Source organism: Gammaproteobacteria bacterium, assembly GCA_019911805.1.
Classification (GTDB): Bacteria; Pseudomonadota; Gammaproteobacteria; order Thiohalobacterales; family Thiohalobacteraceae; genus JAHJQQ01.
Genome location: JAIOJV010000071.1, coordinates 1 through 26,324 on the forward strand (window position 1 = coordinate 1; position 26,324 = coordinate 26,324).

General features: G+C 64.2%; 25 protein-coding genes. 19 read left to right on the plus strand and 6 right to left on the minus strand.

From position 1 onward, the window contains the following. Nucleotides 1–107 precede the first annotated feature (107 nt). From bioD to K8I04_07550, 6 genes are all read left to right on the plus strand, one after another. Entirely contained in the window at nt 108–776 is a 669-nt protein-coding gene (gene bioD / locus K8I04_07525) for a dethiobiotin synthase (GenBank protein ID MBZ0071559.1), read from the plus strand. Nucleotides 777–1,520: 744 nt separating this feature from the next. After that, nucleotides 1,521–2,660, plus strand: coding sequence for a cytochrome c oxidase subunit II (gene coxB, locus K8I04_07530; GenBank protein MBZ0071560.1), 1,140 nt, complete (start codon nt 1,521–1,523; stop codon nt 2,658–2,660). A gap of 24 nt (nt 2,661–2,684) precedes the next feature. Next, complete coding sequence (ctaD, locus tag K8I04_07535) at nt 2,685–4,262, plus strand: cytochrome c oxidase subunit I (protein ID MBZ0071561.1); 1,578 nt, start codon at nt 2,685–2,687, stop codon at nt 4,260–4,262. A 7-nt stretch (nt 4,263–4,269) separates the two neighbouring features. Next, a complete protein-coding gene (locus tag K8I04_07540) occupies nt 4,270–4,419 on the plus strand; it encodes a hypothetical protein (protein MBZ0071562.1) in 150 nt (49 codons plus the stop codon). A 56-nt stretch (nt 4,420–4,475) separates the two neighbouring features. Beyond that, nucleotides 4,476–5,006: a cytochrome c oxidase assembly protein gene (locus K8I04_07545; protein MBZ0071563.1), complete on the plus strand. Its 531-nt coding sequence runs from the start codon at nt 4,476–4,478 to the stop codon at nt 5,004–5,006. A 50-nt stretch (nt 5,007–5,056) separates the two neighbouring features. Further along, nucleotides 5,057–5,920 carry a cytochrome c oxidase subunit 3 gene (locus K8I04_07550; GenBank protein ID MBZ0071564.1) on the plus strand — a complete coding sequence of 288 codons (864 nt, stop codon included), beginning with the start codon at nt 5,057–5,059 and terminating at the stop codon, nt 5,918–5,920. 16 nt (nt 5,921–5,936) lie between these two features. On the opposite strand, the gene K8I04_07555 is transcribed toward K8I04_07550, so the two are convergent. Then, nucleotides 5,937–6,149, minus strand: coding sequence for a twin transmembrane helix small protein (locus K8I04_07555; protein MBZ0071565.1), 213 nt, complete (start codon nt 6,147–6,149; stop codon nt 5,937–5,939). Between the two features lie 45 nt (nt 6,150–6,194). On the opposite strand from K8I04_07555, the gene K8I04_07560 reads away from it, so the two are divergent. From K8I04_07560 to ccoS, 11 genes are all read left to right on the plus strand, one after another. Next, nucleotides 6,195–6,977, plus strand: coding sequence for an SURF1 family protein (locus K8I04_07560; GenBank protein MBZ0071566.1), 783 nt, complete (start codon nt 6,195–6,197; stop codon nt 6,975–6,977). A 26-nt stretch (nt 6,978–7,003) separates the two neighbouring features. Further along, nucleotides 7,004–7,579, plus strand: a complete 576-nt coding sequence (locus tag K8I04_07565) for a hypothetical protein (GenBank protein MBZ0071567.1) — start codon at nt 7,004–7,006, stop codon at nt 7,577–7,579. Between the two features lie 53 nt (nt 7,580–7,632). Then, nucleotides 7,633–8,550 carry a heme o synthase gene (gene cyoE / locus K8I04_07570; protein MBZ0071568.1) on the plus strand — a complete coding sequence of 306 codons (918 nt, stop codon included), beginning with the start codon at nt 7,633–7,635 and terminating at the stop codon, nt 8,548–8,550. A gap of 264 nt (nt 8,551–8,814) precedes the next feature. Next, a complete protein-coding gene (gene ccoN / locus K8I04_07575) occupies nt 8,815–10,269 on the plus strand; it encodes a cytochrome-c oxidase, cbb3-type subunit I (GenBank protein MBZ0071569.1) in 1,455 nt (484 codons plus the stop codon). Between the two features lie 18 nt (nt 10,270–10,287). After that, the gene (ccoO, locus tag K8I04_07580) at nt 10,288–11,025 is read left to right on the plus strand and encodes a cytochrome-c oxidase, cbb3-type subunit II (GenBank protein MBZ0071570.1); all 738 of its coding nucleotides are present in this window, start codon (nt 10,288–10,290) and stop codon (nt 11,023–11,025) included. A 33-nt stretch (nt 11,026–11,058) separates the two neighbouring features. Then, nucleotides 11,059–11,280, plus strand: coding sequence for a cbb3-type cytochrome c oxidase subunit 3 (locus tag K8I04_07585; GenBank protein MBZ0071571.1), 222 nt, complete (start codon nt 11,059–11,061; stop codon nt 11,278–11,280). Continuing rightward, the gene (gene ccoP / locus K8I04_07590) at nt 11,277–12,203 is read left to right on the plus strand and encodes a cytochrome-c oxidase, cbb3-type subunit III (protein ID MBZ0071572.1); all 927 of its coding nucleotides are present in this window, start codon (nt 11,277–11,279) and stop codon (nt 12,201–12,203) included. Before K8I04_07585 ends, ccoP begins: the two co-directional genes overlap by 4 nt. 91 nt (nt 12,204–12,294) lie before the next feature. Then, complete coding sequence (gene ccoG / locus K8I04_07595; GenBank protein MBZ0071573.1) at nt 12,295–13,719, plus strand: cytochrome c oxidase accessory protein CcoG; 1,425 nt, start codon at nt 12,295–12,297, stop codon at nt 13,717–13,719. 3 nt (nt 13,720–13,722) lie between these two features. Beyond that, nucleotides 13,723–14,517, plus strand: a complete 795-nt coding sequence (locus K8I04_07600) for a FixH family protein (GenBank protein MBZ0071574.1) — start codon at nt 13,723–13,725, stop codon at nt 14,515–14,517. 48 nt (nt 14,518–14,565) lie between these two features. Beyond that, nucleotides 14,566–17,085, plus strand: coding sequence for a cadmium-translocating P-type ATPase (gene cadA / locus K8I04_07605; GenBank protein ID MBZ0071575.1), 2,520 nt, complete (start codon nt 14,566–14,568; stop codon nt 17,083–17,085). A 6-nt stretch (nt 17,086–17,091) separates the two neighbouring features. Then, complete coding sequence (gene ccoS, locus K8I04_07610) at nt 17,092–17,325, plus strand: cbb3-type cytochrome oxidase assembly protein CcoS (protein ID MBZ0071576.1); 234 nt, start codon at nt 17,092–17,094, stop codon at nt 17,323–17,325. Between the two features lie 391 nt (nt 17,326–17,716). Here the strand turns inward: ccoS and rpoH are convergent, their stop codons facing one another. The 5 genes from rpoH to ftsY all read right to left on the minus strand — a co-directional run bounded on the left by rpoH (nt 17,717) and on the right by ftsY (nt 23,435). Next, on the minus strand, nt 17,717–18,583 hold the full coding sequence (gene rpoH / locus K8I04_07615; protein MBZ0071577.1) for an RNA polymerase sigma factor RpoH: 867 nt from the start codon (nt 18,581–18,583) through the stop codon (nt 17,717–17,719). 528 nt (nt 18,584–19,111) lie between these two features. Then, nucleotides 19,112–20,422, minus strand: a complete 1,311-nt coding sequence (locus K8I04_07620; protein ID MBZ0071578.1) for a diguanylate cyclase — start codon at nt 20,420–20,422, stop codon at nt 19,112–19,114. A gap of 91 nt (nt 20,423–20,513) precedes the next feature. Further along, nucleotides 20,514–21,431 (minus strand): permease-like cell division protein FtsX, encoded by a 918-nt coding sequence (ftsX, locus tag K8I04_07625; protein MBZ0071579.1) that lies wholly within the window; start codon nt 21,429–21,431, stop codon nt 20,514–20,516. 86 nt (nt 21,432–21,517) lie between these two features. Next, on the minus strand, nt 21,518–22,192 hold the full coding sequence (ftsE, locus tag K8I04_07630) for a cell division ATP-binding protein FtsE (protein ID MBZ0071580.1): 675 nt from the start codon (nt 22,190–22,192) through the stop codon (nt 21,518–21,520). Nucleotides 22,193–22,394: 202 nt separating this feature from the next. Then, nucleotides 22,395–23,435 carry a signal recognition particle-docking protein FtsY gene (gene ftsY / locus K8I04_07635; protein MBZ0071581.1) on the minus strand — a complete coding sequence of 347 codons (1,041 nt, stop codon included), beginning with the start codon at nt 23,433–23,435 and terminating at the stop codon, nt 22,395–22,397. A gap of 131 nt (nt 23,436–23,566) precedes the next feature. Between ftsY and K8I04_07640 the strand changes: the two genes are divergently transcribed. Both K8I04_07640 and K8I04_07645 read left to right on the plus strand, forming a co-directional pair. Next, on the plus strand, nt 23,567–24,937 hold the full coding sequence (locus K8I04_07640) for an insulinase family protein (GenBank protein MBZ0071582.1): 1,371 nt from the start codon (nt 23,567–23,569) through the stop codon (nt 24,935–24,937). After that, nucleotides 24,927–26,240: an insulinase family protein gene (locus K8I04_07645; protein ID MBZ0071583.1), complete on the plus strand. Its 1,314-nt coding sequence runs from the start codon at nt 24,927–24,929 to the stop codon at nt 26,238–26,240. Before K8I04_07640 ends, K8I04_07645 begins: the two co-directional genes overlap by 11 nt. Nucleotides 26,241–26,324 lie beyond the last annotated feature (84 nt).

The window sequence follows — 26,324 nt, forward strand, 5'->3', positions numbered from 1 at the left end:
GCCGGGGACGGCGTGCGGGTGCCGGTCGCGGCACTCCGTGGCCGCAACAGACCAGCACGACCCTGACGACGGCAAAGGCCGGCGTCGGATCTACGCAAGGGGGCGGGGTGCGCGGCTATTTCATCACCGGCACGGATACCGGCATCGGCAAGACGCGCGTCGCCGTCGCTTTGCTGCACGCGCTGCGCCGTCGGGGGTGGCCGGCCCTGGGTTTCAAACCGGTGGCGAGCGGCTGTGACACGACTGCCGCCGGGCCGCGCAACGCCGATGCCCTTGCCCTGCAGGCGGCCAGTGTCCGTGCGCTGTCCTACCCACAGGTCAATCCCTATGCCTTCGCGGCGCCAGTGGCGCCACACCTGGCAGCCGCACAGGCCGGTACGGTCATCGATGTACAGAGGATCTGTGACGGCATCGCGGCGCTGCGACCCGCCTGGGTCGTGGTGGAGGGCGTGGGCGGTTGGCAGGTGCCGCTCAACGAGCGCGAGACCGTCGCCGATCTCGCCACGGCGCTGGGGTTGCCGGTGATCCTGGTCGTGGGCCTGCGCCTGGGCTGCCTCAATCACGCCCTGCTGACGGCGGCGGCGATCGACACCCACGGGGTCCCACTGGCCGGTTGGGTGGCTAACCAGGTGGACCCGACGTTTGCGGAGGCGGATGCCAATGTCCGCTCGCTGCAGGCACGCCTGAATGCACCGCTGCTGGGGTACCTGCCCTGGGATGCAACGACGCCGCCCGCGGCTTTCGCCGACCATCTCTCTCTGCCGGACACGGTCTGACGCCGCGTCGGCACGCGGCGTGCGTCCGGCGTATGTTGCCGTCGTCCACGACCGGCTTCCGCATTGTTTCCGGATGAGATTCGATAAAATCAGTTAAATCAATTAGATCTATGGGCTGATTGGCTGAAATGCTGGTTTCGCTTGCGCCAGCTGCCAATAGGCCGTATTCAGCGAATCTCCCAAGCAATCACAAATATTATTATGTGCTAATGTTTTGTGTACATATTCTGTAAGGTATTGCTGCAGCACATGTTTAGCGTAACAAATTGACATTTGCTTGCGCCTTAAAGAGGTATCGTCTAGCATTCTTCAGCAATCGAATTCTCACAATAAGTAACGATGGTTGCGGATCAAAAGGGGCCAGGCGTGACAGCAGCAGAACCGGAGGGGCGGCGCACGCCGCGGTCTTCCAACCAAACGATTCCCGGTCCCGGGACGGCACCGCGCTGGTGCACCCGGACATGATGATCTCCCTGCCTTACCTCGCTTTCACTCGGACCCTCGGTGGCGCGTGTGCCGTGTCGCGCGTCCGTGTGGGGGGCACCTGCGCCCCGGGTCTGTCGCACCTGCACAACAGTCTCCGCCCCAGCGCGCCGGCCGGCCGCCGCGGTCCCGTACACCGGAGACACCAAATTATCCGATCGCCGATTCCATTGTCCGCCGCTTTGTAGTGGTTGCGAGGCGGCCCGACTCGACGAATGTTCAAAAGCAAAAATTGAAATTCGACAAAGGAGAGAGAAGGGCATGTCTGCGAGAACGAAACTGGGAGTGCCCCGGGGCGTGCCCCGGGTGCTGGCGGGGTTCGGCCTCATGTCGGCGGCCGGATTGGCGGATGCGGCCTACGATCTGAACCTCCCGCGAGGGGTCACGCCGATCAGTCGCGAGGTCTTCGATCTGCACATGCTGGTCTTGTGGGTGTGCGTTGCGATCGGCATCGTGGTGTTCAGCGCGATGTTCTACTCCATCATCAGGCACCGCAAGAGCAAGGGTGCGGTCGCCGCCAAATTCCACGAAAGCACCGTCGTCGAGGTTCTCTGGACCATCGTCCCCTTTCTGATCCTGATCGGCATGGCGATTCCTGCCACCAAGACGCTGATCGCCATGGAGGACACCCGCAACGCCGACGTCAGCATCAAGGTGACCGGGTATCAGTGGAAATGGCGCTACGACTACCTGGATGACGGCGTGGGCTTCTTCAGCACCCTGTCGACGCCCAAGGACGAGATCTTCAACCGGGCCGAAAAGAATCCCCACTACCTGCTCGAAGTCGACCATCCCATGGTGGTGCCGGTGAACAAGAAGGTGCGTCTGCTCATCACGGCGAACGATGTCATCCACTCCTGGTGGGTCCCTGTTTTCGGCATGAAAAAAGATGCGATCCCCGGCTTCGTCAACGAGATGTGGATCAACGTCGATACGCCCGGGACCTACCGCGGGCAGTGCGCCGAACTGTGCGGCAAGGACCACGGTTTCATGCCCATCGTGGTGGTCGCCAAGGAGCAGCCCGACTACGACCAGTGGCTGGCCGACCAGCAGCAGGCGTCTGCCGTCGCGGCTGCGGATTCGGACCGTGAATTCTCCAAGGACGAGTTGATGGCGCGCGGTGAGAAGGTCTTTACGGCCAATTGCGCGGCCTGTCATCAGGCCAACGGTGAGGGTGTGCCCGGCGCCTTTCCCGCCCTCAAGGGCGGCGTGATCGCCACCGGCCCGGTGCCGGGGCATCTCGACATCGTGCTGCATGGCAAGAGCGGTACCGCGATGGCGGCCTTCGGCAGCCAGCTCAATGACGCCGATCTTGCCGCCGTGATCACCTACGAGCGCAATGCCTGGGGCAACGACACGGGCGATGTCGTCCAGCCGGCCGATGTCAAGGCTGCCCGGTAACGGTTTCCGAGGAGGAGAAAGTCGATGAGTACTGCAGCAGCTGTACATGATGCACACGGGCACGCGCCGGCCAGAGGCCTGTCCCGCTGGCTGTTCACGACCAACCACAAGGACATCGGCACGCTGTATCTGCTGTTCTCGCTCCTGATGTTCTTCGTCGGCGGCAGCATGGCGATGGTCATCCGTGCCGAACTGTTCCAGCCGGGTCTGCAGGTGGTCGAACCGATGTTCTTCAATTCCATGACCACCATGCACGGGCTGGTCATGATCTTCGGTGCGATCATGCCGGCGTTCGTGGGTCTGGCCAACTGGCTCATCCCGATGATGATCGGTGCGCCGGACATGGCGCTCCCGCGTATGAACAACTGGTCGTTCTGGATCCTGCCATTCGCCTTCGCGATCCTGCTGTCGACGTTGTTCATGGCCGGCGGCGGGCCGGCCGGTGGCTGGACCATGTACCCGCCGCTGATGCTGCAGACCGGAAATGCCTTCCCGTTCGTGATCTTTGCCATTCATTTGATGGGCATCTCGTCGGTCATGGGGGCGATCAATATCGTCGTCACCATCCTCAATATGCGTGCACCCGGCATGACGCTGATGAAGATGCCGATGTTCGTGTGGAGCTGGCTGATCACGGCCTATCTGCTGATTGCGGTGATGCCGGTGCTGGCGGGCGCGGTGACCATGCTGCTCACGGACAAGTTCTTCGGGACCAGCTTCTTCGCGGCCGGGGGGGGTGGCGACCCGGTGATGTATCAGCACATCTTCTGGTTTTTCGGGCACCCCGAGGTTTACATCATGATCCTGCCGGCTTTCGGCATCGTGTCGCAGATCATCCCGACCTTCGCACGCAAGCCACTGTTCGGCTACAGCTCGATGGTATACGCGATCGCCTCCATCGCCTTCCTGTCGTTTCTCGTCTGGGCGCACCACATGTTCACGGTCGGCATGCCGCTGGCCGGTGAGCTGTTCTTCATGTACGCCACCATGCTGATTGCGGTGCCGACCGGTGTGAAGGTGTTCAACTGGGTGTCGACCATGTGGAGGGGATCGATGACCTTTGAAACCCCGATGCTGTTCGCGCTCGCCTTCGTGGTCTTGTTCACCATCGGTGGGTTCTCCGGGGTGATGCTGGCCCTCGTCCCTGCGGACTTCCAATATCAGGACACCTATTTCGTCGTGGCACATTTCCATTATGTGCTGGTCACCGGCGCCTTGTTCGCGATCATGGCGGCGGCTTACTACTGGTTGCCGAAGTGGACGGGGCACAGGTACAACGAGACGCTCGGCAAGTGGCACTTCTGGATGTCGGCCATCTTCGTGAACGTGCTGTTCTTCCCGCAGCATTTCCTGGGGCTGGCCGGCATGCCGCGTCGCATCCCGGACTATTCCATCCAGTTCGCGGAGTTCAATATGCTCTCCTCGCTGGGCGGCTTCGCCTTCGGCCTCACGCAGCTTCTGTTCGTCTATATCGTCATTCAGACGATCCGTGGCGGGGTGAAGGCGACCGATCAGGTATGGGAGGGTGCGGAAGGGTTGGAGTGGACGTTGTCGTCTCCACCGCCCTACCACAGTTTCACGACGGCGCCGGACGTCAAATGAACGTGACATGATCGCCGCAAGCGAAAGCGAGGGTATGGCGATGGATCAGGATCCCAAATTGCGTCGGGCCAATGTGCGTCTGGCCCTGATTCTGGCAGCAGTCGCGCTGGCGATTCTGGGGTTGTTCATCTGGACGACCGCCGGGGGGTTCCGGTGAGTTCCGGGGGCGGCGTCCGCAGGACCACGTGGCGGCTGCTGTTGGTGACGCTGGGGATGTTCGGCTTCGGTTTCGCGATGGTGCCATTCTATGACGTCTTCTGCGACATCACCGGCCTGAATGGCAAAACCGCCGCAACGGCCGCGCAGGCGCGGGATTACACGATCGACACCGATCGCACCGTGACGGTGGAGTTCATCGCCAACCTCAATGAGAACCTTCCCTGGGACTTCCGCCCGGAGGTGGCCCATATGGAGGTGCATCCGGGCAAGGCCTATACCACTCGCTTCTACGCCCGCAACCGCACCGCCGGCACCATGCTCGGCCATGCCGTGCCCAGCGTCACCCCCGGGCTCGCGGCCCGTCACTTCCAGAAGACCGAGTGCTTCTGCTTCACGGAACAACGCTTCGACGGCGGGGAGGGGCGCTGGATGCCGGTACGCTTTGTGCTCGATCCGGAACTGCCCGAGAAGTACGCGGTGGTGACCCTGTCCTACACCTTCTTCGATTCGGGCGCGGCGACGCCCGCACAGGCCCGGTTCGAGCGCCTGGGTACCGACAGTGGGGCCGACAGTGGGGCGCCTTAGTACGGATTGGAATACGGCACTGGAAAAACAACCAACGAGAGGACCGAGGCATGAGTGAAGCGCATGGTGGCTATTATGTCCCCCACAGCAGTCATTGGCCGCTGGTGGGTTCAGTGGGCCTGACGACCATGGTGGTGGGTTTCGCGTCCTATCTCAATGGTGCCGGGTTTGGCATGACCATGCTGCTGGCGGGCGTGGCGATCCTCGTGTTCATGCTGTTCGGCTGGTTCGGCACGGTCATCCGCGAAGGCGAGGCAAACCTGTACGACGACCAGGTCGACAAATCATTCCGCTGGGGTATGAGTTGGTTCATCTTCTCGGAGGTGATGTTCTTCGCGGCCTTCTTCGGCGCACTGTTCTATGCGCGCACGTACTCGGTACCGTGGCTGGGTGGCGGCGATCCGGGTACCCATGAACTGCTCTGGCAGGGTTATGAGGCGACCTGGCCGACCAACGGCCCGGCCAAGGCCGGCGGCGATTTCAGCGTGCTCGATCCCTGGAAGATCCCGGCGCTGAACACGCTGTTGCTGCTGTCTTCGGGGGTGACCATTACCATCGCACACTGGGCGCTGAAGAAGGGCAGTCGCGGCCCGCTGGTGCTGTGGATGCTGGCGACGATCGCGCTGGGCGCGACCTTCCTCGGCTTCCAGGTCTACGAGTACGGTCAGGCCTACAGCGAGCACCACAACCTGACGCTGCACTCCGGTATCTACGGCTCGACATTCTTCATGCTGACCGGTTTCCACGGTTTCCACGTGACGGTCGGTGCAATCATGCTGACGGTCATCATGCTGCGCTGTGTGAAGGGACACTTCACGCCCCAGCAGCACTTCGGCTTCGAGGCCGTGGCCTGGTACTGGCACTTCGTGGACGTGGTCTGGCTGGGGCTGTTTATCTTCGTGTATCTGCTTTGATGCGGGCGCGGGCGTGTCAGGGTCCGCCGACACCATGCGGTTGGATGGCACCGGTGTAGATGCCGAGCATCAGCATCAGAAACAGGAATACGGAGAGGCCGATGCGCCAGGTCAGCGCCTTGACGGTGCGGGTGCTCCGGCCATTGTCCTTGATCAGAAAGATCAGGCCGCTGGCCAGACTGCCGAGGATGGCGATGAGTATCAGGACGATGAATATCTTCAGCAGCATGCGGGTGTCCGCGGCTGAGAGCAGGGTTCGAGTATAGCGGAGCAGATGGAGGTCGGCGAGGTGGTGGTGCGCATGGGAGGTGTCGTGTTCCGTCCCGGCCTGTGGCCCACTGTCGTGACGCTGGTGCTCCTGGCCCTGCTGGTGACGCTGGGCTTCTGGCAACTGAGCCGGGCCGAACAGAAGCGGGAACTGCTCGCAGCCTATGGCGATCTGCCGCTGGATGCGCCGGTACGGCTGAACGAGGATTTCCGGCTTGGGCCGGACTGGCGCTTCCGGCGCGCGCAGGTGCGGGGCCGCTTCGACGCTGAGCACCAGTTCCTGCTCGACAACCGCATCCACCAGGGCCGGGTCGGGTATTTCGTGCTGACACCGCTGCGCCTGGCGCAGTCCGACCACGCCATCCTGGTCAACCGCGGCTGGGTACCGCAGGGTGCCACGCGTGAGGATCTGCCGGCGCTGCCATTGCCAGACGCTGCTGCGCCGGTGACGCTCGCGGGGCTGATCGATTTTCCGCCCGAACACGTATTCATGCTGGGCGAAGGCGAGGGTCGCGACCCGGGTTGGCCAAAGGTACTGCAGCGGGTGCGCCTGCCGGTACAGGCCGAACAGTTGGGTGTGCCGCTGCTGCCGGCGCTGCTGCTGCTCGATCCGGCGGATCCGGCCGGCTTCGTACGCGACTGGCATCCGGTGGTCTTCGGGCCGGAGCGGCATGTCGGCTATGCGGTGCAGTGGTTCGCGCTGGCCCTGGTGCTGGCGATGCTGTATCTGTGGGTCAACATCGAACGCCCGGACGGCGCGGGCGAACAGCAGGGGCGGGACTCGGAATGAACGGCGGAGCGATGGAGATGGAAGCCGTGAGCGCAGTGCGAATTCGCAGATCGCGGTTGATGCTGATCGGGGTGTTTGCGGTATTCGCCCTGCCGGTGGTGTTGGCCTGGGTGATGAATTTCGTCACGGACTGGGTGCCCGGGGCGACCACCAATCACGGGCGCCTGATCGAGCCGGTCATCCCCGTGCACCTGGCCGGCTGGCGCGATCCGGAGGGCAGGTCCGTGGGCCCGCAGTGGCTCGGCGGCAAATGGACGCTGACCTATCGCATTGCGGGTGAATGCACCGACGACTGCTATCAGACGCTCTATGTGCTGCGCCAGGTGCGGCTTGCGCAGGGCAAGAACATCGATCGCGTGCAGCGACTGCTGATCCTGGATGCTGCATCACCGGCCTGGGTCGCGGAGGTGCGGCGACACTACCCGGGATTGGCGGTGGTACAGCCGGAATCGGCCGGTACCGGCAGTGAAATCCCGGTGCCGGGGAGGGTCTATCTGATCGACCCCCTGGGTAATCTGATGTTGGAGTACGGCGCCGATGCCACTGCACGCGGCATGGTGAAGGATCTGGAGCGGCTGCTGCGTATCTCCACTGTCGGGTGATCGCGCTGCGCTGACGTGGTGGGTGGAATGACGACCGGACGGGGGGCAATGGGATGACGGAACATATCAATGCGGCGGCGCCGATGCAGGGCCATGGTCTGGCCTGGCGCGACTATGTCGTCCTGTGCAAGCTCAAGATCGTTGCACTCATCGTCTTCACGGCGGTGGTCGGCATGTTCATGGCGACGCCCGGCATGGTGCCGTTGCAGCCGCTGATCTTCGGCACCCTGGGTATCGGGTTGGCGGCGGCATCTGCCGCAGCGATCAACCACCTGGTCGATCACCGTATCGATGCACGCATGGCCCGCACCCGTAACCGGCCCTTGCCGACCGGGCACGTGAATCCCCGCGACTGTCTGCAGGTCGCCTTGTCGCTGGGCGCGCTCGGCCTGTTCCTGCTGGTCGCCTTCGTGAACGTGCTGACCGCCGTGCTGACCTTCCTGTCGTTGATCGGTTATGCGGTGATCTACACCATGTACCTGAAGCGTGCCACGCCGCAGAACATCGTCATCGGCGGCGCCGCCGGTGCGGCGCCACCGGTGCTGGGCTGGGTCGCGGTCACCGGCCAGGTCGATCCCCACGCCCTGCTGCTGTTCCTGATCATCTTCGTCTGGACGCCACCGCACTTCTGGGCGCTGGCGATCCATCGCCGCAGCGAATATGCGGCCGTCGACATCCCCATGCTGCCGGTGACGCACGGTGTCGACTTCACCCGCCTGCAGGTCCTGCTCTACACCATCCTGCTGGTGCCGGTCAGCGTCATGCCCTATGCCACCCACATGAGCGGACTCTTCTACCTGGGCGGCGCGTTGGTGCTTGGTGCCGGTTTCCTGCGGCACGCGCTGCGGCTGATGCGCAGCGATGCGGCGGCCATGCCGACCTTCGGCTATTCCATCCTCTACCTCATGGGCATTTTCGCCCTGCTGCTCGTCGACCACCACATGGGCTGGATCACCGACCTGCTCCTGTGAGGTTTGCGTCTGCCGGCCCCTTCCCCCTCCCGGGGGCGTGGACCAGGGCTCGGGAATAACGCACTTCGCCGGTCGTCTATCCTTGGAGTTCCGTGTTTCTTTAAGCGCTTAGCGGCCCTGTGTGCCCCACGCGAGGGTCGCTAGACCGTTATTCTTTCGACATGTTTGCGTGAAGCGGCATGTCACATTAGAATCTGCTGATATTTTCCTTCGGTGCCTGGGGCCCCGTGCACCGACACCCCAAAGCGAGAACGAGGCTTAGCTATGGCTCACGGTGCAGTCGCTGGTACGCAACAATACAACTATGCGGTGATCCGCAAGTTCGCAATCATGACGCTGGTCTGGGGTGTGCTGGGTATGGCGGCGGGACTCTACGCCGCGCTCGAGTTGGCCTATCCCGCGCTGAATCTGGGTATCGCGGAGATCACCTTCGGACGCCTGCGACCGGTGCACACCACCCTGGTGCTGTTCGGCTTCGGCGGCAGCGCCCTGTTCGCCACCTCCTATTATGTGGTGCAGCGCACCTGCCAGGCGCGCCTGTTCAGTGATGGGCTGTCCAACTTCACCTTCTGGGGCTGGCAGGCGGCCGTCGCCCTGGGCGCGGTGAGCTACATGCTCGGTCACACCCAGTCCCGGGAATACGCCGAGTTCGAGTGGCCGATCGACCTGCTCATCACCGCCGTGTGGGTCACCTACTTCTGGGTCTATGCTCAGACCCTGCGGCGCCGTTCCCAGCCGCACATCTATGTCGCCAACTGGTTCTATATGGCCTTCATCCTGGCGACGGCCATTCTGCATATCTTCAACAACCTGGCCGTGCCGGTCGGGCTGTTCACCATGAAGTCCTACTCCCTGTTCTCGGGCGTGCAGGACGCCATGACCCAGTGGTGGTACGGCCATAACGCCGTGGGCTTCTTCCTGACTGCGGCCTTCCTCGGCATGATGTATTACTTCGTGCCCAAGCAGGCGGGCCGTCCGGTGTATTCCTACCGCCTGTCCATCATCCACTTCTGGGCGTTGATCTTCCTGTACATGTGGGTGGGTGCGCACCACCTGCACTGGACGGCGCTGCCGGACTGGACCTCCACCCTGGCCGCGACCTTCTCCATCATGCTGCTGCTGCCGTCCTGGGGCGGCATGATCAATGGCATCATGACGCTGTCGGGTGCCTGGAACAAACTGCGCACCGACCCGATCATGCTGTTTTTGATCACATCACTGTCGTTCTACGGCATGTCGACCTTCGAAGGCCCGCTGTTGTCGCTGAAGAGCGTGAATGCCCTGTCGCACTACACCGACTGGACGGTTGGTCATGTGCATTCCGGCGCACTGGGCTGGGTGGCGCTGGTGACCTTCGGCTCGCTGTACCATATGGTTCCCCGCCTGTACGACACCAAGTTGTACAGTCAGCGGCTGGTATACATACACTTCTACCTCGCCACCATCGGCATCGTGCTCTACATCACCGCCCTGTGGGTGGCCGGCATCGGCCAGGGACTGCTGTTGCGCGCCTTCGATGATTTCGGCTCGCTGGCCTACACCTTCATCGAGACCGTGACCTTCCTGCATAAGCCGTATGTCGTACGCGCACTGGGCGGCGGCTTCTTTATCGCCGGCATGCTGGTGATGACCTACAACCTCGGCATGACCATTCGTCGAGCCAAACAGGAGGCCGGCGCGATCGAGGCCAAACTGGCGACCAAGCTGGCCCAGGCGTAAGCGCGAGGAGAACGAGACGTGAAGTTCAAGCACGAAAGCATCGAAACCAACTCCGGCCTGCTGATCGCCCTGACGATGGTGGTGATCTCCATCGGCGGTCTGGTCGAGATCGTTCCGTTGTTCTATATCGACGGCACCGTCGAGAAGGTGGATGGTGTACGCCCGTACACCCCGCTGGAACTGCGTGGTCGCGATATCTATCAGCGTGAAGGCTGCTATCTGTGTCATTCGCAGATGATCCGCCCGTTCCGCGACGAGATACTGCGCTACGGACACTATTCGCTGGCGGCCGAGAGTCAGTACGACCACCCCTTCCAGTGGGGTTCCAAGCGCACCGGCCCCGATCTGGCGCGCGTCGGCAACAAGTACTCCAACGAGTGGCATGTCGCGCACCTGATCGATCCACGCGAGGTCGTGCCGGAGTCCATCATGCCCGGCTATCCCTGGCTGATGGAGCCGCTGAACTACGCCGATATCGCCGCCCGCATGCGTGCGCTCAAGACCGCCGGCGTGCCGTACTCGGAGACCGAGGATGAATACGCCGCCAATGTCACCAAATTTGGTCAGGCGGTCGCCGACAGCCTGAATATCCTGCGTGCCGAGCAGCACCTGGTGCAGCAGGCGCAAACGGGCAACTACGATGGTGATCAGAGTCGCCTCACCGAGATGGATGCATTGGTGGCCTATCTGCAGATGCTCGGCACGATGGTGGATTTCAGCAAATACGACGAAGGTTACTTCGCGGGGTTCCGCTGAGGCCCGTCGGCCACAGGGGGGCGGTCGAGGCGCATGACGGAACTGTTGCAATGGATCGGCCGGTTGGAGAACAGCAAGATCGTTGCGCTGCTGATCTTCTTCGTGGCCTTTTGCGCGATCCTGCTGTACGTGCTGACGGGCAAGAAGCGCCGCGCGCGACTGGAGTCATACAAATACATCCCGTTCGCCGACGACGAGACCTCCGGGCGGGACGACGCGGGGTCGGCGGGTAAACGCAAGGTAGATAAGCAATGAGTGAAGCAAAGACAAAGCAGCAGGGCGCGGTTCAGACCACCGGGCATGCCTGGGATGGCGATATTCAGGAGTTCAATAACCCGCTGCCGCGCTGGTGGCTGTGGAGCTTCTACGGCACGGTGCTGTTCGCCATCATCTACTGGATCATCTATCCCGCCTGGCCCGTCGGCAGCACTTACACCAAGGGGCTGCTGAATACCATCACCTTTACGGTGGACGGCGAACCGCACACCACGCACTGGAACACGCGCGCGCGCCTGATAAAGGACATGCAGGAAGGTAAGGAGGCGCTGCGCAGCAAGGAATACATGGAGAAGGTCGCCGCCGCCAGTTACGCCCAGATCCTCGCCGACCCTGACATGATGGCCTTCGTGCGCTCCGTCGCCAAGGGGCTGTTCGGCGACAACTGCGCCGCCTGTCACGGCAGTGGTGGCACCGGCGTGATGGGCCTGTTCCCCAATCTGGCCGATGACGACTGGCTGTGGGGCGGCACGGTAGAGGACATCCAGACCACGCTGGCCGAGGGCCGTGTCGGTTACATGCCTGCGTTCGGCCGCACCTTCAGCGAGGAGCAGATCGATGACGTCGCTAATTTCGTGCTCAGCCTGTCGGGTTATGATGTCGCTGCCGACAAACTGGTGCGTGGCAAGCAGCTGTTCACCACCGATGCCGGCGGCTGCTACTACTGTCACACGGCGGCCGGTACCGGTCTGCAGAGCCAGGGTGCAGCCGACCTGACCGACAACATCTGGACCGTCGCCGACGTGTCGGGACAGGCCGACCTCAAGAGTAATGTCGCCGCGGTCAAGTCGGTCGTGCGCAACGGTGTGCACCGTATCATGCCCGGCTGGCAGGGGCGTCTGGACGCCACCCAGATCAAGTTGCTCACCGTCTACGTGCACGAACTCGGCGGAGGGCAGTGAATGAGCGCCGGGTGACCGTTTGGGTGCGGCGCGCAGGTGAACGGCCTCCGCCGCGGTGCCCGACGCCCGGCCTCGCTAGTCGCATTGATTCATGACCGGCGGCACTTCACAAGAGCTCTATCAGGCCCGCATCCCGATCTATCCACGGTCGGTGCATGGACGGTTCCGCACACTCAAATGGGGCATCCTCGCCCTGGCCTACGGTGTCTACTTCCTGCTCCCCTGGGTGCGTTGGGAGCGTGCCGTCGGCATCCCCCAGGCAGTATCCTTCGACATCGAGGCACGCCGCTTCTACCTCTTCGATCTGGTGGTCCACGCGCAGGACATCTTCTGGCTCGCCGGCTTGCTGGTGATCGCCGCCCTGCTGCTGTTCTTCGTCACCGGTATCGCCGGGCGCGTGTTCTGTGGCTATTTCTGCTTTCAGACGCTGTGGACCGATGTCTTCGTGCTGGTCGAGCGCCTGGTCCAGGGTGAACGGCCGGCACGTATCCGCCTGGACAAGCAACCCTGGAATGCGGAGAAGATCACCAAGAAGGTGCTGACGCATACCATCTGGCTCTGCGTCGGCTTCTGGACCGGATTCACTTTCACCCTCTATTGGGGCAATGCCCCCGACCTGTTCCATGCCTTCTTCACCGGTGCCGGGCCCTTCCCGGCCTACGCCACCACGTTGTTCATTACCCTGACGACGTACGTGATGGCCGGGCTGGCACGCGAGCAGGTCTGCACCTACATGTGTCCCTACTCGCGCTTCCAGGGTGCGATGTTCGATCGCAGCACGCTGATCGTCGCCTACGACGAGCGCCGCGGCGAGGGGGAGGCCGGACGGCACAAGGTCGCACGTGGCTTCAAGTCGCGCGAGGAGCGGGCAGCACAGGGGGCGGGCGACTGCATCGACTGCGGTTATTGCGTGCAGGTCTGCCCGGCCGGCATCGATATCCGTGACGGCCTGCAGTATCAGTGCATCTCCTGCGCACTGTGTATCGATGCCTGCGACACCATCATGGATTCGCTGGACTGGCCGCGGGGGCTGATCAAGTACACCTCCGAGAAGGCGCAACAGGGCGAGAAGACCCGCCTGTTCACCGCCAAGAACGTCGGTTATGGCGTGGCACTGCTGGCGGCCATCGCCGCGCTGGTGATGAGCATCCTCGGCGCGGCACCCCTGGAGTTCACTGTCGCGCAGGTACGACAGCCGCTGTTCGTACAGCTGTCCGACGGCCGCATCCAGAACAGCTACGAGATCAAGCTCAACAACAAGACCGATCAAGCCATACCCTTCGTACTGGAGATCGCCGGCCTGGCGAACGCCGAGCTGGACCTGGGGCAGGTGGACCCGACGCACCTGAGGCTGGTGCCGGAACAGAGCATGCGTCTGCTGGCGCGCGTGCGGGTCATGCCGCAGGGTGGCGACGCCAAGTCGCGCGAATTCGCTTTCATCGTGCGGCCACCGGCCGATCTCGATATCCCGGCGCTCGAGCAGCCGGCGAATTTCCATCTCGCGGGGCCGCGCTGAGTCATGCAGGCATTACTCTCACTGCCCGTCGGCATCGTCGCCCAGCTGCTGTTGTTCCTGCTGCTGCACCGGGTGGTCCGTATGGCGGTCAAACCGGCCGCGCTGATCGTCGCGCTGGCCTCGGTGGCACTCTATGTCCCCTACGCGATCCTGATCTGGCCGGGTGCGGACGTACTGGCCCTGCACCTGGCGGTGTACCTGCTGGTCGCCTACGCGCTCGGACTGGTGATGGGCCAGCGTGCCGCCGGCGAAAAGGTGGGATTTCATTGGGCGCCGACCATCATCATTGCCTTCTTCGTCGTGCTGGTGCTGTTCAACGGGGTGCTGGTAGTGGTGTCGACCCAGGGGTTGCCGGAGCCGCTGGCGCGCGTGTTGCTGCCGCCGCCGATGGCTCAGCGCGGCGTCAGTTCTGCGTTTCCCGGTGTGGTACAGCACGACTTCCAGAAGAAAGAGGCGCTGTATAACGCCTACCTCGAACAGGTCGAGCGGCAGCAGGCGCGCGGCTGGAAGGTGCACAAGGGTTGGCTGGGCGAGGCCCGGGCAGGTCACCCCAGTCTGTTCCAGGTCATCGTTACCGACCGCGACGACCGGCCGATTGCGGCTGCCGAAGTCAGCGGTACCTTCCTGCGTCCCGCGGATACACGCCTGGATCAGCCGTTCGTGTTGACCGAGGTGGCACCGGGTCAGTATCGGGGTGAGTTCACCCTGCCGGTGCCGGGTATCTGGCAGCTGGTCCTGGAAATTCAGCGTGGTGCGGATCTTCACGAGGTCCGTGGCACCACCTCCATCGCCGACTGACAGGCGTCATGCCGCGCGTGCGGTGTACCGTCCTGATACTATTTTTACATGAGCAGCATCCAGCCCGAGATCGTCAGCAGCGCGCCGGTGGCGGAGGGCACCGACAGCGGTTGTTTCCACTGTGGCCTGCCGGTGCCCGTTGGCAGTCACTATCGGACGGTGATCGACGGTCGCGCCCGTGCCATGTGCTGCCCGGGCTGCCAGGCCGTGGCGGAGAGTATCGTCGCCGCCGGTCTGGGCGATTACTATCGCCACCGCACCGCGCCCTCGCGTACCGCCCGGGAACTGGTGCCCGAGGCGCTGCACCAGTTCGAGCTCTACGACCGCGACGAGATCCAGCAGACCTTCGTCCATGTCGACCCGCACGCGCTGCGCGAGGCGTCGCTGATCCTCGAGGGCATCGTCTGCGCGGCCTGCGTGTGGCTGAACGAGCGGCACATCGGCCGCTTGCCGGGTGTCGTGGAGTTCAACGTCAATTACACCACCCATCGCGCACGGGTGAAGTGGGACGACAGCCGCGTCCACCTGAGCGACATCCTGGGCGCCATCGCCGCCATCGGCTACATCGCCCACCCCTTCGATCCCGGCCGGCAGGAGGAGGTGTTCAAACGCGAGCGTCGGCAGGCGCTGCGCCGTATTGCCGTCGCCGGCCTCGGCATGATGCAGGTGATGATGCTGGCGGTGGCGCTGTACGCCGGTGACTACAAGGGTATCGACGCGGATCTGGCGCGCTTTCTGCGCTGGGTGAGCCTGCTGATCGCGCTGCCGGTACTGCTGTATGCCGCGCGCCCGTTCTTTCAAAGCGCCTGGCGCGACCTGCGACGGTGGCGGCTGGGCATGGACGTGCCGGTGTCGCTCGCCATCGGCGGCGCCTTCGCGGCCAGCGTCTGGCATACGGTGATCGACGCGGGCGAGGTCTATTTCGACTCGGTGACCATGTTCACCTTCTTTCTGCTGACGGGGCGCTATCTGGAGATGATTGCGCGCCACCGCGCGGGCCAGGCGGCGGAGGAACTGGTGCGCCTGCTGCCGGCGACGGCGACGCGCATCGGCGCGCAGGGCGACGAGGTGGTCGCGGTCGCCGAACTGGTGCCGGGCGATCGCACGCGCATCCGGCCCGGCGAGACCGTGCCGGCCGACGGTACCGTGCTGGAGGGGATCAGCTCGGTGGACGAGGCGCTGCTCACCGGCGAGAGCCTGCCGTTGGCGCGCCGTGCCGGAGATGCCTTGATCGGTGGCACGGTCAATGTCGAAAGTCCGCTGGTAATGCGGGTCGACAAGGTCGGTACCGACACGGTGCTGTCGTCCATCGTGCGCCTGCTCGATCGTGCCCAGTGCGAAAAACCGCACGTCGCCAAGGTCGCGGACCGCGTGGCGGCCTGGTTCACCCTCGGCCTGTTGCTGCTCGCGGGTGCGGTTGCCTGGTACTGGTGGCAGGTCGAGCCGGCGCGTGCCTTCGCCATCACCCTGTCGGTGCTGGTGGTCACCTGTCCCTGCGCGCTGTCGCTGGCAACCCCCGTGGCGCTGACCGCCGCCACCGGCGCGCTGACCCGACTGGGTGTACTGACCACGCGCAGCCACGCACTCGAGACGCTGGCGCGCGTCACCCACGTCGTGTTCGACAAGACCGGCACGCTGACCGAGGGGCGCCTGCAGCTGACCCAGGTGACACGGCTGGGTGCGCTCACCCGCGACCGCTGCCAGGCGCTGGCGGCGGCGCTGGAGCAGGGCTCGGAGCATCCGTTGGGGCGCGCCCTGGTCGCGGCCGGCGCGGCGGGCGGACTGGTGGCGAGCGACCAGCGTGCCGTCCCGGGCGAGGGTGTCGAGGGCCGCATCCAGGGCACGCTCTATCGCATCGGCACCCACGAGTTCGCACTCGGCCTGGGTGGCCGCGCGCCGACGCTGCCCGAGGCCCTGCGCGAGGCCGTCGGCACGGTGGTCTATCTCGCCGATCCACGCGGTCTGCTGGCGGGCTTCGTGTTCGAGGACACGCTGCGCGCCGGCGCCGCCGAGACGGTCACCGAGCTGCGCCGGCTGGGGATCGAGGTGCAGTTGTTGAGCGGTGACGGCGAACGGCCGGTGCGACAGGTGGCGGATACGCTCGGCATCGCGGTCGCCGCAGCACGCCTGAAACCAGCGGACAAGCTGGCGCGGCTGCAGGCATTGCAGTCGCAGGGCGCTATCGTCGCCATGATCGGCGATGGCGTGAACGACGCACCGGTGCTGGCGGCCGCGCAGGTATCGGTCGCCATGGGCAGTGGCACGCACCTGGCGGCGGTGGCCGCGGACATGGTGCTGCTGTCAGAGCACCTGCTGCCTCTGGCGGTGGGCGTGAGGGCGGCGCGCCGTACCCTCGGCATCATCCGCCAGAACCTCGGCTGGGCGCTGCTCTACAATGTGTTGGCGGTACCGTTGGCCGCGATGGGCTGGATAGCACCGTGGATGGCGGCGATCGGCATGTCGGCGAGTTCGGTATTGGTGGTGTTGAATGCGCTGCGGCTGCGCGAAATCACGGCTCCACAGCAGGGCGAGGGGCGGCCGGAGGCACCCTTTCCGGCCCCGGAGTGAGGTGCGATGGATATCCTGTATCTGTTGATTCCGCTGGGCGTGGTGCTCATGGTGATCGCCGTTGCCGCCTTCATGTGGGCGGTCAAGAGCGGCCAGTACGAGGACCTGGAGGGGCCGGCCCACCGCATCCTCATGGATGACGACGATCCGCGCATCCCGGGGCATGGTGGCATCGCAGAGGATGCCGTTCGGGACCCAGAGTCTGATGAGCCGGAGCGGTTGAAGGACGACCACGCGTAGTATAAGATTCCCCTAATATTCCTGGTGCAAGCGAACCACCAGACGGGGTAAAGCCAACAGCTGCAATCACCACGGAAGCACCCGGAAAACACGGACGAGGGTATACGCCTCACCCGCCAGATGCTGAACCGGGGTTTCACGACGTTGTTCCGTTTCAGTGCCTTCCGTGGCCGAAACGAGTATTTTCAGGACGGATAAACCATGTTCAGTTTCGAAAACTTTCCGATGGTCATTATCGTGGGTCTGGTGGTGTTGGCCTGGCTGAGTTTCTTCTCCGTCATCTTCTTCGGTTGAGTCCGGCACGCACGCACCCCCGGAATGAAAACGGCCTCCCGGGAGGGAGGCCGTTTCTGGTTCTTCACCCGGCATCAGGCCTGGTGTAGCGCTCGCCTCAGGCCTCGAGGCTGGAGCGCAGTTTCTTCATGGCGTTGTTCTCGATCTGCCGGATGCGCTCGGCCGACACCTGGTGGCGGTCCGCCAGTTCCCGCAGTGTGGTCTTGCTGTCATCGAGCCAGCGCGCCTGAACGATGTCGCGGCTACGTTCGTCGAGCCGGTCCAGGGCCGAATGCAGGGCCTGCATCTCGTGGTTCTCCCAGTCCTGGGCCTCGACCTGGGCCGCCGGGTCCATGCGGGCGTCGCGCAGATACCCGGACGGTGCGAACTGCCGGTCGTCGTCGTCATCGCCAACCGGACTCTCGAAGGCGATGTCCTGACCGCTCAGGCGTGCCTCCATCTCCAGCACGACCTCCGGTTTGACGCCCAGATCCTGGGCGACCGCCTCGACCTCTGCGCCGCTCAGCCAGCCCAGGCGCTTCTTGGCGCTGCGCAGGTTGAAGAACAGTTTGCGCTGGGCCTTGGTGGTGGCGACCTTCACGATGCGCCAGTTACGCAGGATGAATTCATGGATCTCGGCCCGGATCCAGTGCACCGCGAACGATACCAGGCGCACGCCGACGCTGGGGTCGAAGCGCTTCACGGCCTTCATCAGGCCGATATTGCCTTCCTGGATCAGATCGCCCAGGGGCAGACCATAGCCACCGTAGCCGCGGGCGACGTGCACGACGAAGCGCAGGTGCGAGACGATCAGCCGTCGCGCCGCCTTCAGGTCATTGCTCTCCCGCAGGCGCACCGCCAGGTCGTGCTCCTCCTCCGGGCTCAGCATGGAGACGCGGTTCACCGCCTGGATGTAGCCGGACAGGTCGCCCCCCGGCATCGGCAGCGTAATATCCTGATTGAGACGGGCCAGTACTTGGCTCATTGTGGTCTGTCCTCCTGATTTTCCCGCTCGACGTGGCAGGATCTGACACTGCGTAAGAGTTTAGCAGTCGTAACCTTAGAGTGCCAAATCACCGGTTGGTTCCGTGCGGGTTGGGGTGAGGCGTGAGGCGTGAGGCGAAAGGCGAAAGGCGAAAGGCGAAAAAGCAAACCCGTTTTTGGCCACGGAAGCACACGGAAAAACACGGAAAAGGGCATTGTGAACACCGTCTATCCGGTAACCGTGTGTCACCATAACTACCTGTTACCACAAAAGAATTTACCGTCTCCGTAAAGTACAACCCCAGCCTGGAAACCCCTTACAGTCTCATCAGATGAAGGGTGCGTCGGCGCCATCGACGTACCGTGGCGCGGTCCGCAGGGCCACGCTTGCCGTACCCCGTCATGTAATCTCGTGGGGTTTTAACGAGGTATTCTTTCCGTGTTTTTCCGTGTGCTTCCGTGGCTAAGATTTTTTACGCCTCACGCCTCACGCCTCACTATCCCCCCAGACTGACCACTTATTTTGGTGTCAACCACAAACTTGGTTGCGGCCATGGGCCTTGGCGGCGTACAGGGCGCGGTCGGCCAGGGTGAGCAGTTCCGTGAGATCGACCTCGGTGTCGTCGGCGGTGGAGGCCAGGCCGATACTGACGGTGATGGGATGGCCGGCGGGACGCAGGGCCTCGATCTGTCGGCGTAGCGACTCGGCCCGGCCCTGGGCCTCCCGCAGGCCGCAGCGTGGCAGCAGCACCGCGAACTCCTCGCCGCCGAAGCGCACCGTGACGGTATCCTCGCGCAGCTTCTCGGAGAGCAGCTTGCCCAAGGCCTCGAGGACCCGATCGCCGGTGATATGGCCGTAATTATCGTTTAACTTCTTGAAATGATCGATATCGAGGAGCATTGCCGTGATCGGCTGATTGCGCCGGTCGGCCAGAAACTGCTCACCGTGGTCGAGCAGATAACGCTTGTTCCGGACGCCCGTCAGGCTGTCGGTGATAGACAGTCGGTGCATCTCCTCGGTCTGACTCTTCAGGGCGGCGAATTGCTGCTTGATGAGCAGCAGCGAGCGGATGCGGGCCAGCAGGATCTCCGGCACGATGGGCTTGCTGACGAAGTCGTTGCCGCCGGCGTGGAAGACCTCGACCTGGCGATTCTCGCCGTCGTCCACCGAGGTGATGACCAGGACGGGCATCTCCTGCTGCGACATGCGCAGCTTGGCGCGGACCGCGTGCAGCAGATCGCCGCCGGTCATGCGGCCCTTCAGGTAGAAATCGGTGATCACGATGTCGAAGTTGCAGCCGCAGCCATCGTGGCCCGCCTGCTGCAGCAGCTCCAGCGCCTCTTCGGCCATGAGGGTGTGCGTGACCCGCAGGCCGTGGTGCTCCATCATGCGCAGGGTATGGGCGGCCGCGGTCGGGCTGTCCTCGACATAGAGGATACGGCCCACCAGCCCGCAGTTGCGCCGCGAGACGTCCTTGATGAACTCGGCAAACGCACGATAACCTAATGACTTGTCGAAATAATCCGTGACCCCTGCGGCAAAGCCCTCGCGCAGCAGCCGCTGGTCGGCATCGCCGGAGACGACCACCACCGGGGTGTACTGATGGGTGTGGTCCGCGCGCGCCCGGCGGCTCAGGTCCAGGCCGTCCATGTCCGGCAGCATCAAAGAGGTGGTGATCAGATCGAAGCGACCCTCCTGCATGTGTGTAATCGCTTCCTGCCCGGTGCCGCAATGGGTGATGCGCACAGTGGGCATTTCCTCCTCGACCACACGGGTGACGATGGTTCGGGCGAGTTCCGAACCATCCACCACGAGGATGCGGGTCAGACGTTGATTCATGTCGGAAAGGGCCGGTTGGTGCCCAGGCGTCCTGCCCGGACTGCCATCTGCTATCGGCGCGACCGCAGTTAGCCTTAGGCGGTGGCCATCGTTACGTGGGTTCGATGGCGCGCAGGTGGCGGCCAACGGCCAACCAGGATCCGGTCAGGCCCAGAATCACACCCGCCGCCAGCAGCAGCCCGACCCCACCCAGGGCCGGGCCACTGAGCAGGAAACTGCTGTCGTAGAGTCCCGCGAGGCGGCGCACCGGTGCGTCCAGCAGCCACAGGCCGACAGCCACCAGCAGCCAGGCGAGCAGCGCGCCCAGCAGGCCGTACCAGAGGCCACCGTACAGAAACGGCCGACGGATGAAGGCATCGGTGCCGCCGATGAGCTTGCACACCTCGATCTCCTCGCGCCGGTTGTGGATGTCCAGACGGATGGTGTTGCCGACGATCAGCAGCACCGCCAGGCCCAGCAGCGCACCGACCACCAGCACGCCGCGCCGGCCGATATCCATCATGGCGGAGAAGCGTTGCAGCCATTGCAGGTCGAGCTGCGCCAGCTCCACGTCGGGCAGGCGGCCCAGTTCGTCCACCAGCGCTGCAATGGGTTGGTCGGGCTGCGTGGGCGCGGCGGCCGGCTGCACGATCAGCACGCTCGGTAACGGATTCTCGTTCAGTGCATCCAGTGCCTCACCGAAGCCCGACAGTTCGCGGAACTCCGCCAGTGCCTGGTCGCGGTGCAGGACGCGGACCGTGTCGATGCGCGGCCAGTCACGCAGTTCATCGGCGAGGCGGTCGGCGCGGGCATCGCTGACCGACTGCTGCAGAAACAGTGAAATACTGGTGGTGCCCTCCCAGCCGGCATTGAGGCGCTGCAGATTGTCCAACAGCACCAGCAGACCGCTCGGCAGGGCGAGTGCGATGGCGATCACCGCGACGGTCATCAGACTGGAGAACGGTGTGCGATACAGACGGCCGAGACTGGCGAGCAGCACCTGCGCGTGCAGCCGCGCCTGGGTGCGCAGCCACTGCCTGGCACCCGGGCGGGTGCGCCGGGTGGCACCGGGACCGACTGGCGCGGGGGCCGGCGCGCGCTGTCTGCGGTTGCGTCTCACGCCGAAGGGATCCCGCCGGTCTCGGTCAGGCGGCCGTGGTCCAGCCGCAGGATGGGGTAGTGCATGTGCGTGATCAGATCCAGGTTGTGACTCGCGATCAGCACCGTCACACCGACCTGATTGAACTGCGCGAACAGCCGCATGATTTCGCGCGACAGGTCGGGGTCGAGGTTGCCGGTCGGTTCGTCGGCAAGCAGCAGCATCGGTTTGTTCACCACCGCCCGGGCGATGCCGACGCGCTGCTGCTCGCCGCCCGACAGCGTGATCGGATAGACGCGCTCCTTGCCGAGCAGGCCGACCTTGTCGAGCGCGGCCCGCACGCGTCGGCCGATCTCGTCCGTACTGTACCCTGAGATCACCAGTGGCAGCGCGACGTTGTCGAACACGGTACGGTCGAACAGCAGTCGGTGGTTTTGGAAGATCATGCCGATGCGGCGCCGCAGGAAGGGTGTGCCGCGACGCCGCACCCGTGCCAGATTCTGGCCGTCGATGAAGATCTGTCCCTGGTCGGCGCGCTCGATCAGCGTGATGAGTTTGAGCAACGTACTCTTGCCCGCACCCGAATGTCCGGTGAGAAACGCCATCTGCCCGCGCGGCAGGTGGAAGTTCAGCGCGCTCAGGGCCTCGAAGCCGCCGGGATAGCGCTTGCTGACATTCTCGAAGCGGATCATGGGATGAGTGAGGCGTGAGGCGTGAGGCGTGAGGCGTGAAAAGCAAACCCGTTTTTGGCCACGGAAACACACGGAAGAACACGGAAAATTGCGAAGATAAAGGCCCTGACAGCAACCGCACGGGTTGATTGCTGGGCTTTTGCAATAGCCTCTTTCCGTGTGTTTCCGTGTGTTTCCGTGGCCATAAAAAGGTTTTTACACCTCACGCCTCACCCCCAAACAGCGCCGCGACGAACTGGTCGGCATCGAATTCGCGCAGGTCCTCGATGCCCTCGCCGACGCCGATGAAGCGGATCGGCAGGCCGAGGCGCTTGGCGATGGCGAAGATGATGCCGCCCTTGGCGGTACCGTCGAGCTTGGTGAGCGTGATGCCCGTCAGCCCGACCGCGGCGTTGAACTGCAACGCCTGGTTCAGTGCGTTCTGACCGGTGCCCGCGTCGACCACCAGCATGACCTCGTGCGGTGCGGTGGCATCGAGCTTGCCGAGCACACGTTTGATCTTCTTCAATTCCTCCATGAGGTTCGACTGCGTGTGCAGCCGCCCGGCGGTGTCGGCGATGAGCACGTCGACACCGCGCGCCTGGGCCGACTGCAGCGCGTCGAAGATCACCGAGGCCGAGTCCGCACCCTGCTGTTGTGCGATCACCGGGATGGCGTTGCGTTCACCCCAGACCGTCAGCTGCTCGACCGCGGCGGCACGGAAGGTATCGCCGGCGGCGAGCATCACCGACTTGCCGCCATCCTGCAGGCGGCGCGCCAGCTTGCCGATGGTGGTGGTCTTGCCGACGCCGTTGACGCCGACCATCAGGATTACGAACGGTTTCTTCGTCGCATCGATCGCGAGCGTCTGGCTGCATGGCCGCAGAATCGCCGCCATGTCCTCGCGCAGCGCCGCCATCAGCGCTGTGGTGTCGGTCAACTGCTTGCGTGCCACCCGTTGGGTGAGGTCTGCGACGATGCCCTGCGCCGCCTCCACGCCGACATCGGCGATCAGCAGCTGGGTCTCGATATCCTCGAGCAGTTCCGCGTCGATCTGCTTGCGCCCGAGCACCAGGGTCGCGATACCCTCGGTGAGTCCGCTGCGGGTCTTCGACAGTCCGGCCCTGAGGCGCGCAAACAGACCGCCGCCGGCAGGCGCCGGCGGCGCGGTCGCGGCTGGTGGTGCCTGCGGCGGGGCGGCTTGTTCGGCGGGCTTGTCGCTGCCGTCATCGCCGGATTTTTTGCGTCCGAAACCAAATATCATTTTTGCGGTCAGTTAGGAGAATTCAGGGGGCCGGCTTATCCTACCACCCGGCCTCGCCCAAGATAACACGAGGGATTATGGAAAACCCGACACCACACCGGATCACACGGTCCATACTGCTGTTTCTGATCATGGTGCTGCCTGCCGCCGCCCCCGCGGCCGATCCCAGTGCGGAGCAGCCGGCCGCCGCCACCCGTACCCACGAGTTCATGCTTGACAACGGCATGAAGCTCATCGTGAAGGAAGACCACCGTGCGCCCGTGGTCGTTTCACAGGTGTGGTACAAGGTCGGCTCCAGCTACGAACACGGCGGCATCACCGGCATCTCGCACGTGCTCGAGCATATGATGTTCAAGGGCACGAAGAAGCACGGTCCGGGTGAGTTCTCACGCATCATCGCCGAGAATGGCGGGCGCGAGAATGCCTTCACCGGACGCGATTACACCGCCTATTTCCAGAGCCTGGAGAAGGGCCGTCTGCCGGTGGCCTTCGAGCTGGAATCCGATCGCATGCGCAACCTGCAGCTGCAGCAGGCCGAGTTCGCCAAGGAAGTGAAGGTGGTCATGGAGGAGCGGCGGATGCGTACCGAAGACAATGCTTCGGCACTCACCTACGAACAGTTCAACGCAGTGGCCTTTCTCAGCAGCCCCTACCGCATCCCCATCATCGGCTGGATGGGGGATCTGCAGGGCCTCACGCTCGATGAGCTGCACGCCTGGTACCGCAAATGGTATGCGCCGAACAACGCCACCCTGGTGGTCGCCGGCGACGTCGATCCCGGCGAGGTCCGTGCACTGGCCGAGCGGTATTTCGGCCCACTCGAACCGGACACGGTCACGCCCCCCAAGCCACGCCCCGAGATCGAGCAGCGCGGCGTACGCCGCATCACGGTGAAGGCGCCGGCCGAGGTGCCTTATCTGATCATGGGCTACAAGGTGCCGGTGCTGGCGACCGCCGCGCGCGACTGGGAGCCCTACGCGCTGGAGGTCCTGGCCGGCATCCTCGACGGTGGCGACAGCGCGCGGCTGGCGCGTGAGCTGGTGCGCGGCAGCCAGATCGCCGCCAGTGCCAGCGCCGGCTACAGTCTCTACGACCGGCAGGAGAGCCTGCTGATGCTCGACGGCGCACCCGCCAATGACCACGACGTCGCCGCCCTGGAGCAGGCACTGCGTGCGCAGGTCGCCCAGCTGCGCGACGCGCCCGTCACGGTGCCGGAGCTCGAGCGCGTCAAGGCGCAGGTCCTCGCCGATCGTATCTATCAGGAGGATTCCGTGTTCTATCAGGCCATGCAGATCGGTCAGCTCGAGACCCTTGGGCTCGGCTGGGAGCGGATGGAGGAATACCTGCCGCGCATCCAGGCGGTCACCGCCGCGCAGGTGCAGGAGGTCGCCAAGCGCTATCTCAACGAGGATCGTCTCACCATCGCGGTGCTCGACCCGCAGCCCATGGATGCCAAGGTCCGCGCCGGTGCCGCGGCGCTGGGGGGTGGTCATGTCCGTTGACAGACGCGGTTGGTCCTACGTCGTCCTCTGCCTGCTGACCTGCTTCGCCACGCCGGTCGCGGCCATGGCACCCATCGAGCACTGGCAGACCGACAATGGCGCGCGCGTCTATTTCGTCCCGGCGCCGGAACTGCCTATGGTCGATGTGCAGGTGGTATTCGACGCCGGCAGCGCACGCGACGCCGATCGGGCCGGGCTCGCGCAGTTCACCCATCACCTGCTCGACCAGGGCGCCGGCGGACTGAGCGGCGATGAGATCGCCGCCCGGCTCGAAGGCGTGGGTGCGCGCCTGAGTGGCCAGTCGCTGCGTGACATGGCGGTGCTGAGCTTGCGCAGTCTGGTCGATCGCAAATACCTCGATCCGGCCCTGGCGGTGTTCACACAGGTGCTGACACACCCCGATTTCAACCGCGTCGATGTCGAGCGCGAACGTGAACGTCTGCTGGTCGGGCTGCAGTATGCCCAGCAGCGGCCGGGCGAGGTCGCCGAGAAGGCCTTCTATGCAGGCCTCTATGGCGATCACCCCTATGCCACACCGTCCGAGGGCACGGCGGAGAGTCTGAAGGCCATCGACCGCGATGCGTTGCGCGCTTTCCACACGCAGTACTACGTCGCGCGCAATGCCGTGATCGCCATCGTCGGTGCCCTGGACCGCGCGCAGGCCGAGGCGCTGGCGGCGCAGCTGACCCGCGGGCTGCCGGCCGGCGAACGCGCGCTGGAACTGCCGCCGGTGCCCGATCTGTCCGCGGCTGCCGAGCGGCATATCCCTCACCCGTCCACCCAGACGCACATCCTCGTCGGGCAGCCCGGGATGCGGCGTGGCGATCCCGATTATTTCGCGCTCTACGTCGGCAACTACGTACTGGGCGGTGGCGGGCTGGTGTCGCGCCTGAGCACCGAGGTGCGCGAGAAGCGCGGCCTGTCCTACAGCGTCTACAGCTATTTCCTGCCCATGGCCAGGCGTGGGCCTTTCCAGATGGGGTTGCAGACGCGCAATGACCAGGCGGCCGAGGCCCTGAAGGTATTACGCGCCACACTGACGCGGTATGTCGCCGAAGGCCCGACCGCCGCGGAACTCGAGGCGGCCAAGAAAAATATCACCGGTGGCCAGGCGCTGCGCATCGACAGCAACCGCAAGATCCTCGAGTACCTCGCCGTGATCGGTTTCTACGATCTGCCGCTGGATTATCTCGAGACCTTCAATGCCAAGGTCGAGGCGCTCACGCTGGAACAGGTCAATGATGCCTTCAAGCGCCGCCTGCAGCCGGCGCACATGCTCACCGTGCAGGTCGGCAGTGAGTGATCGTCCCCCTGCCACGGCGTGCACGGTTGCCGTATTTCGCGGATTGCAATATCGCGCCGAGCGGCTATGCTTGATCGGCGGCGA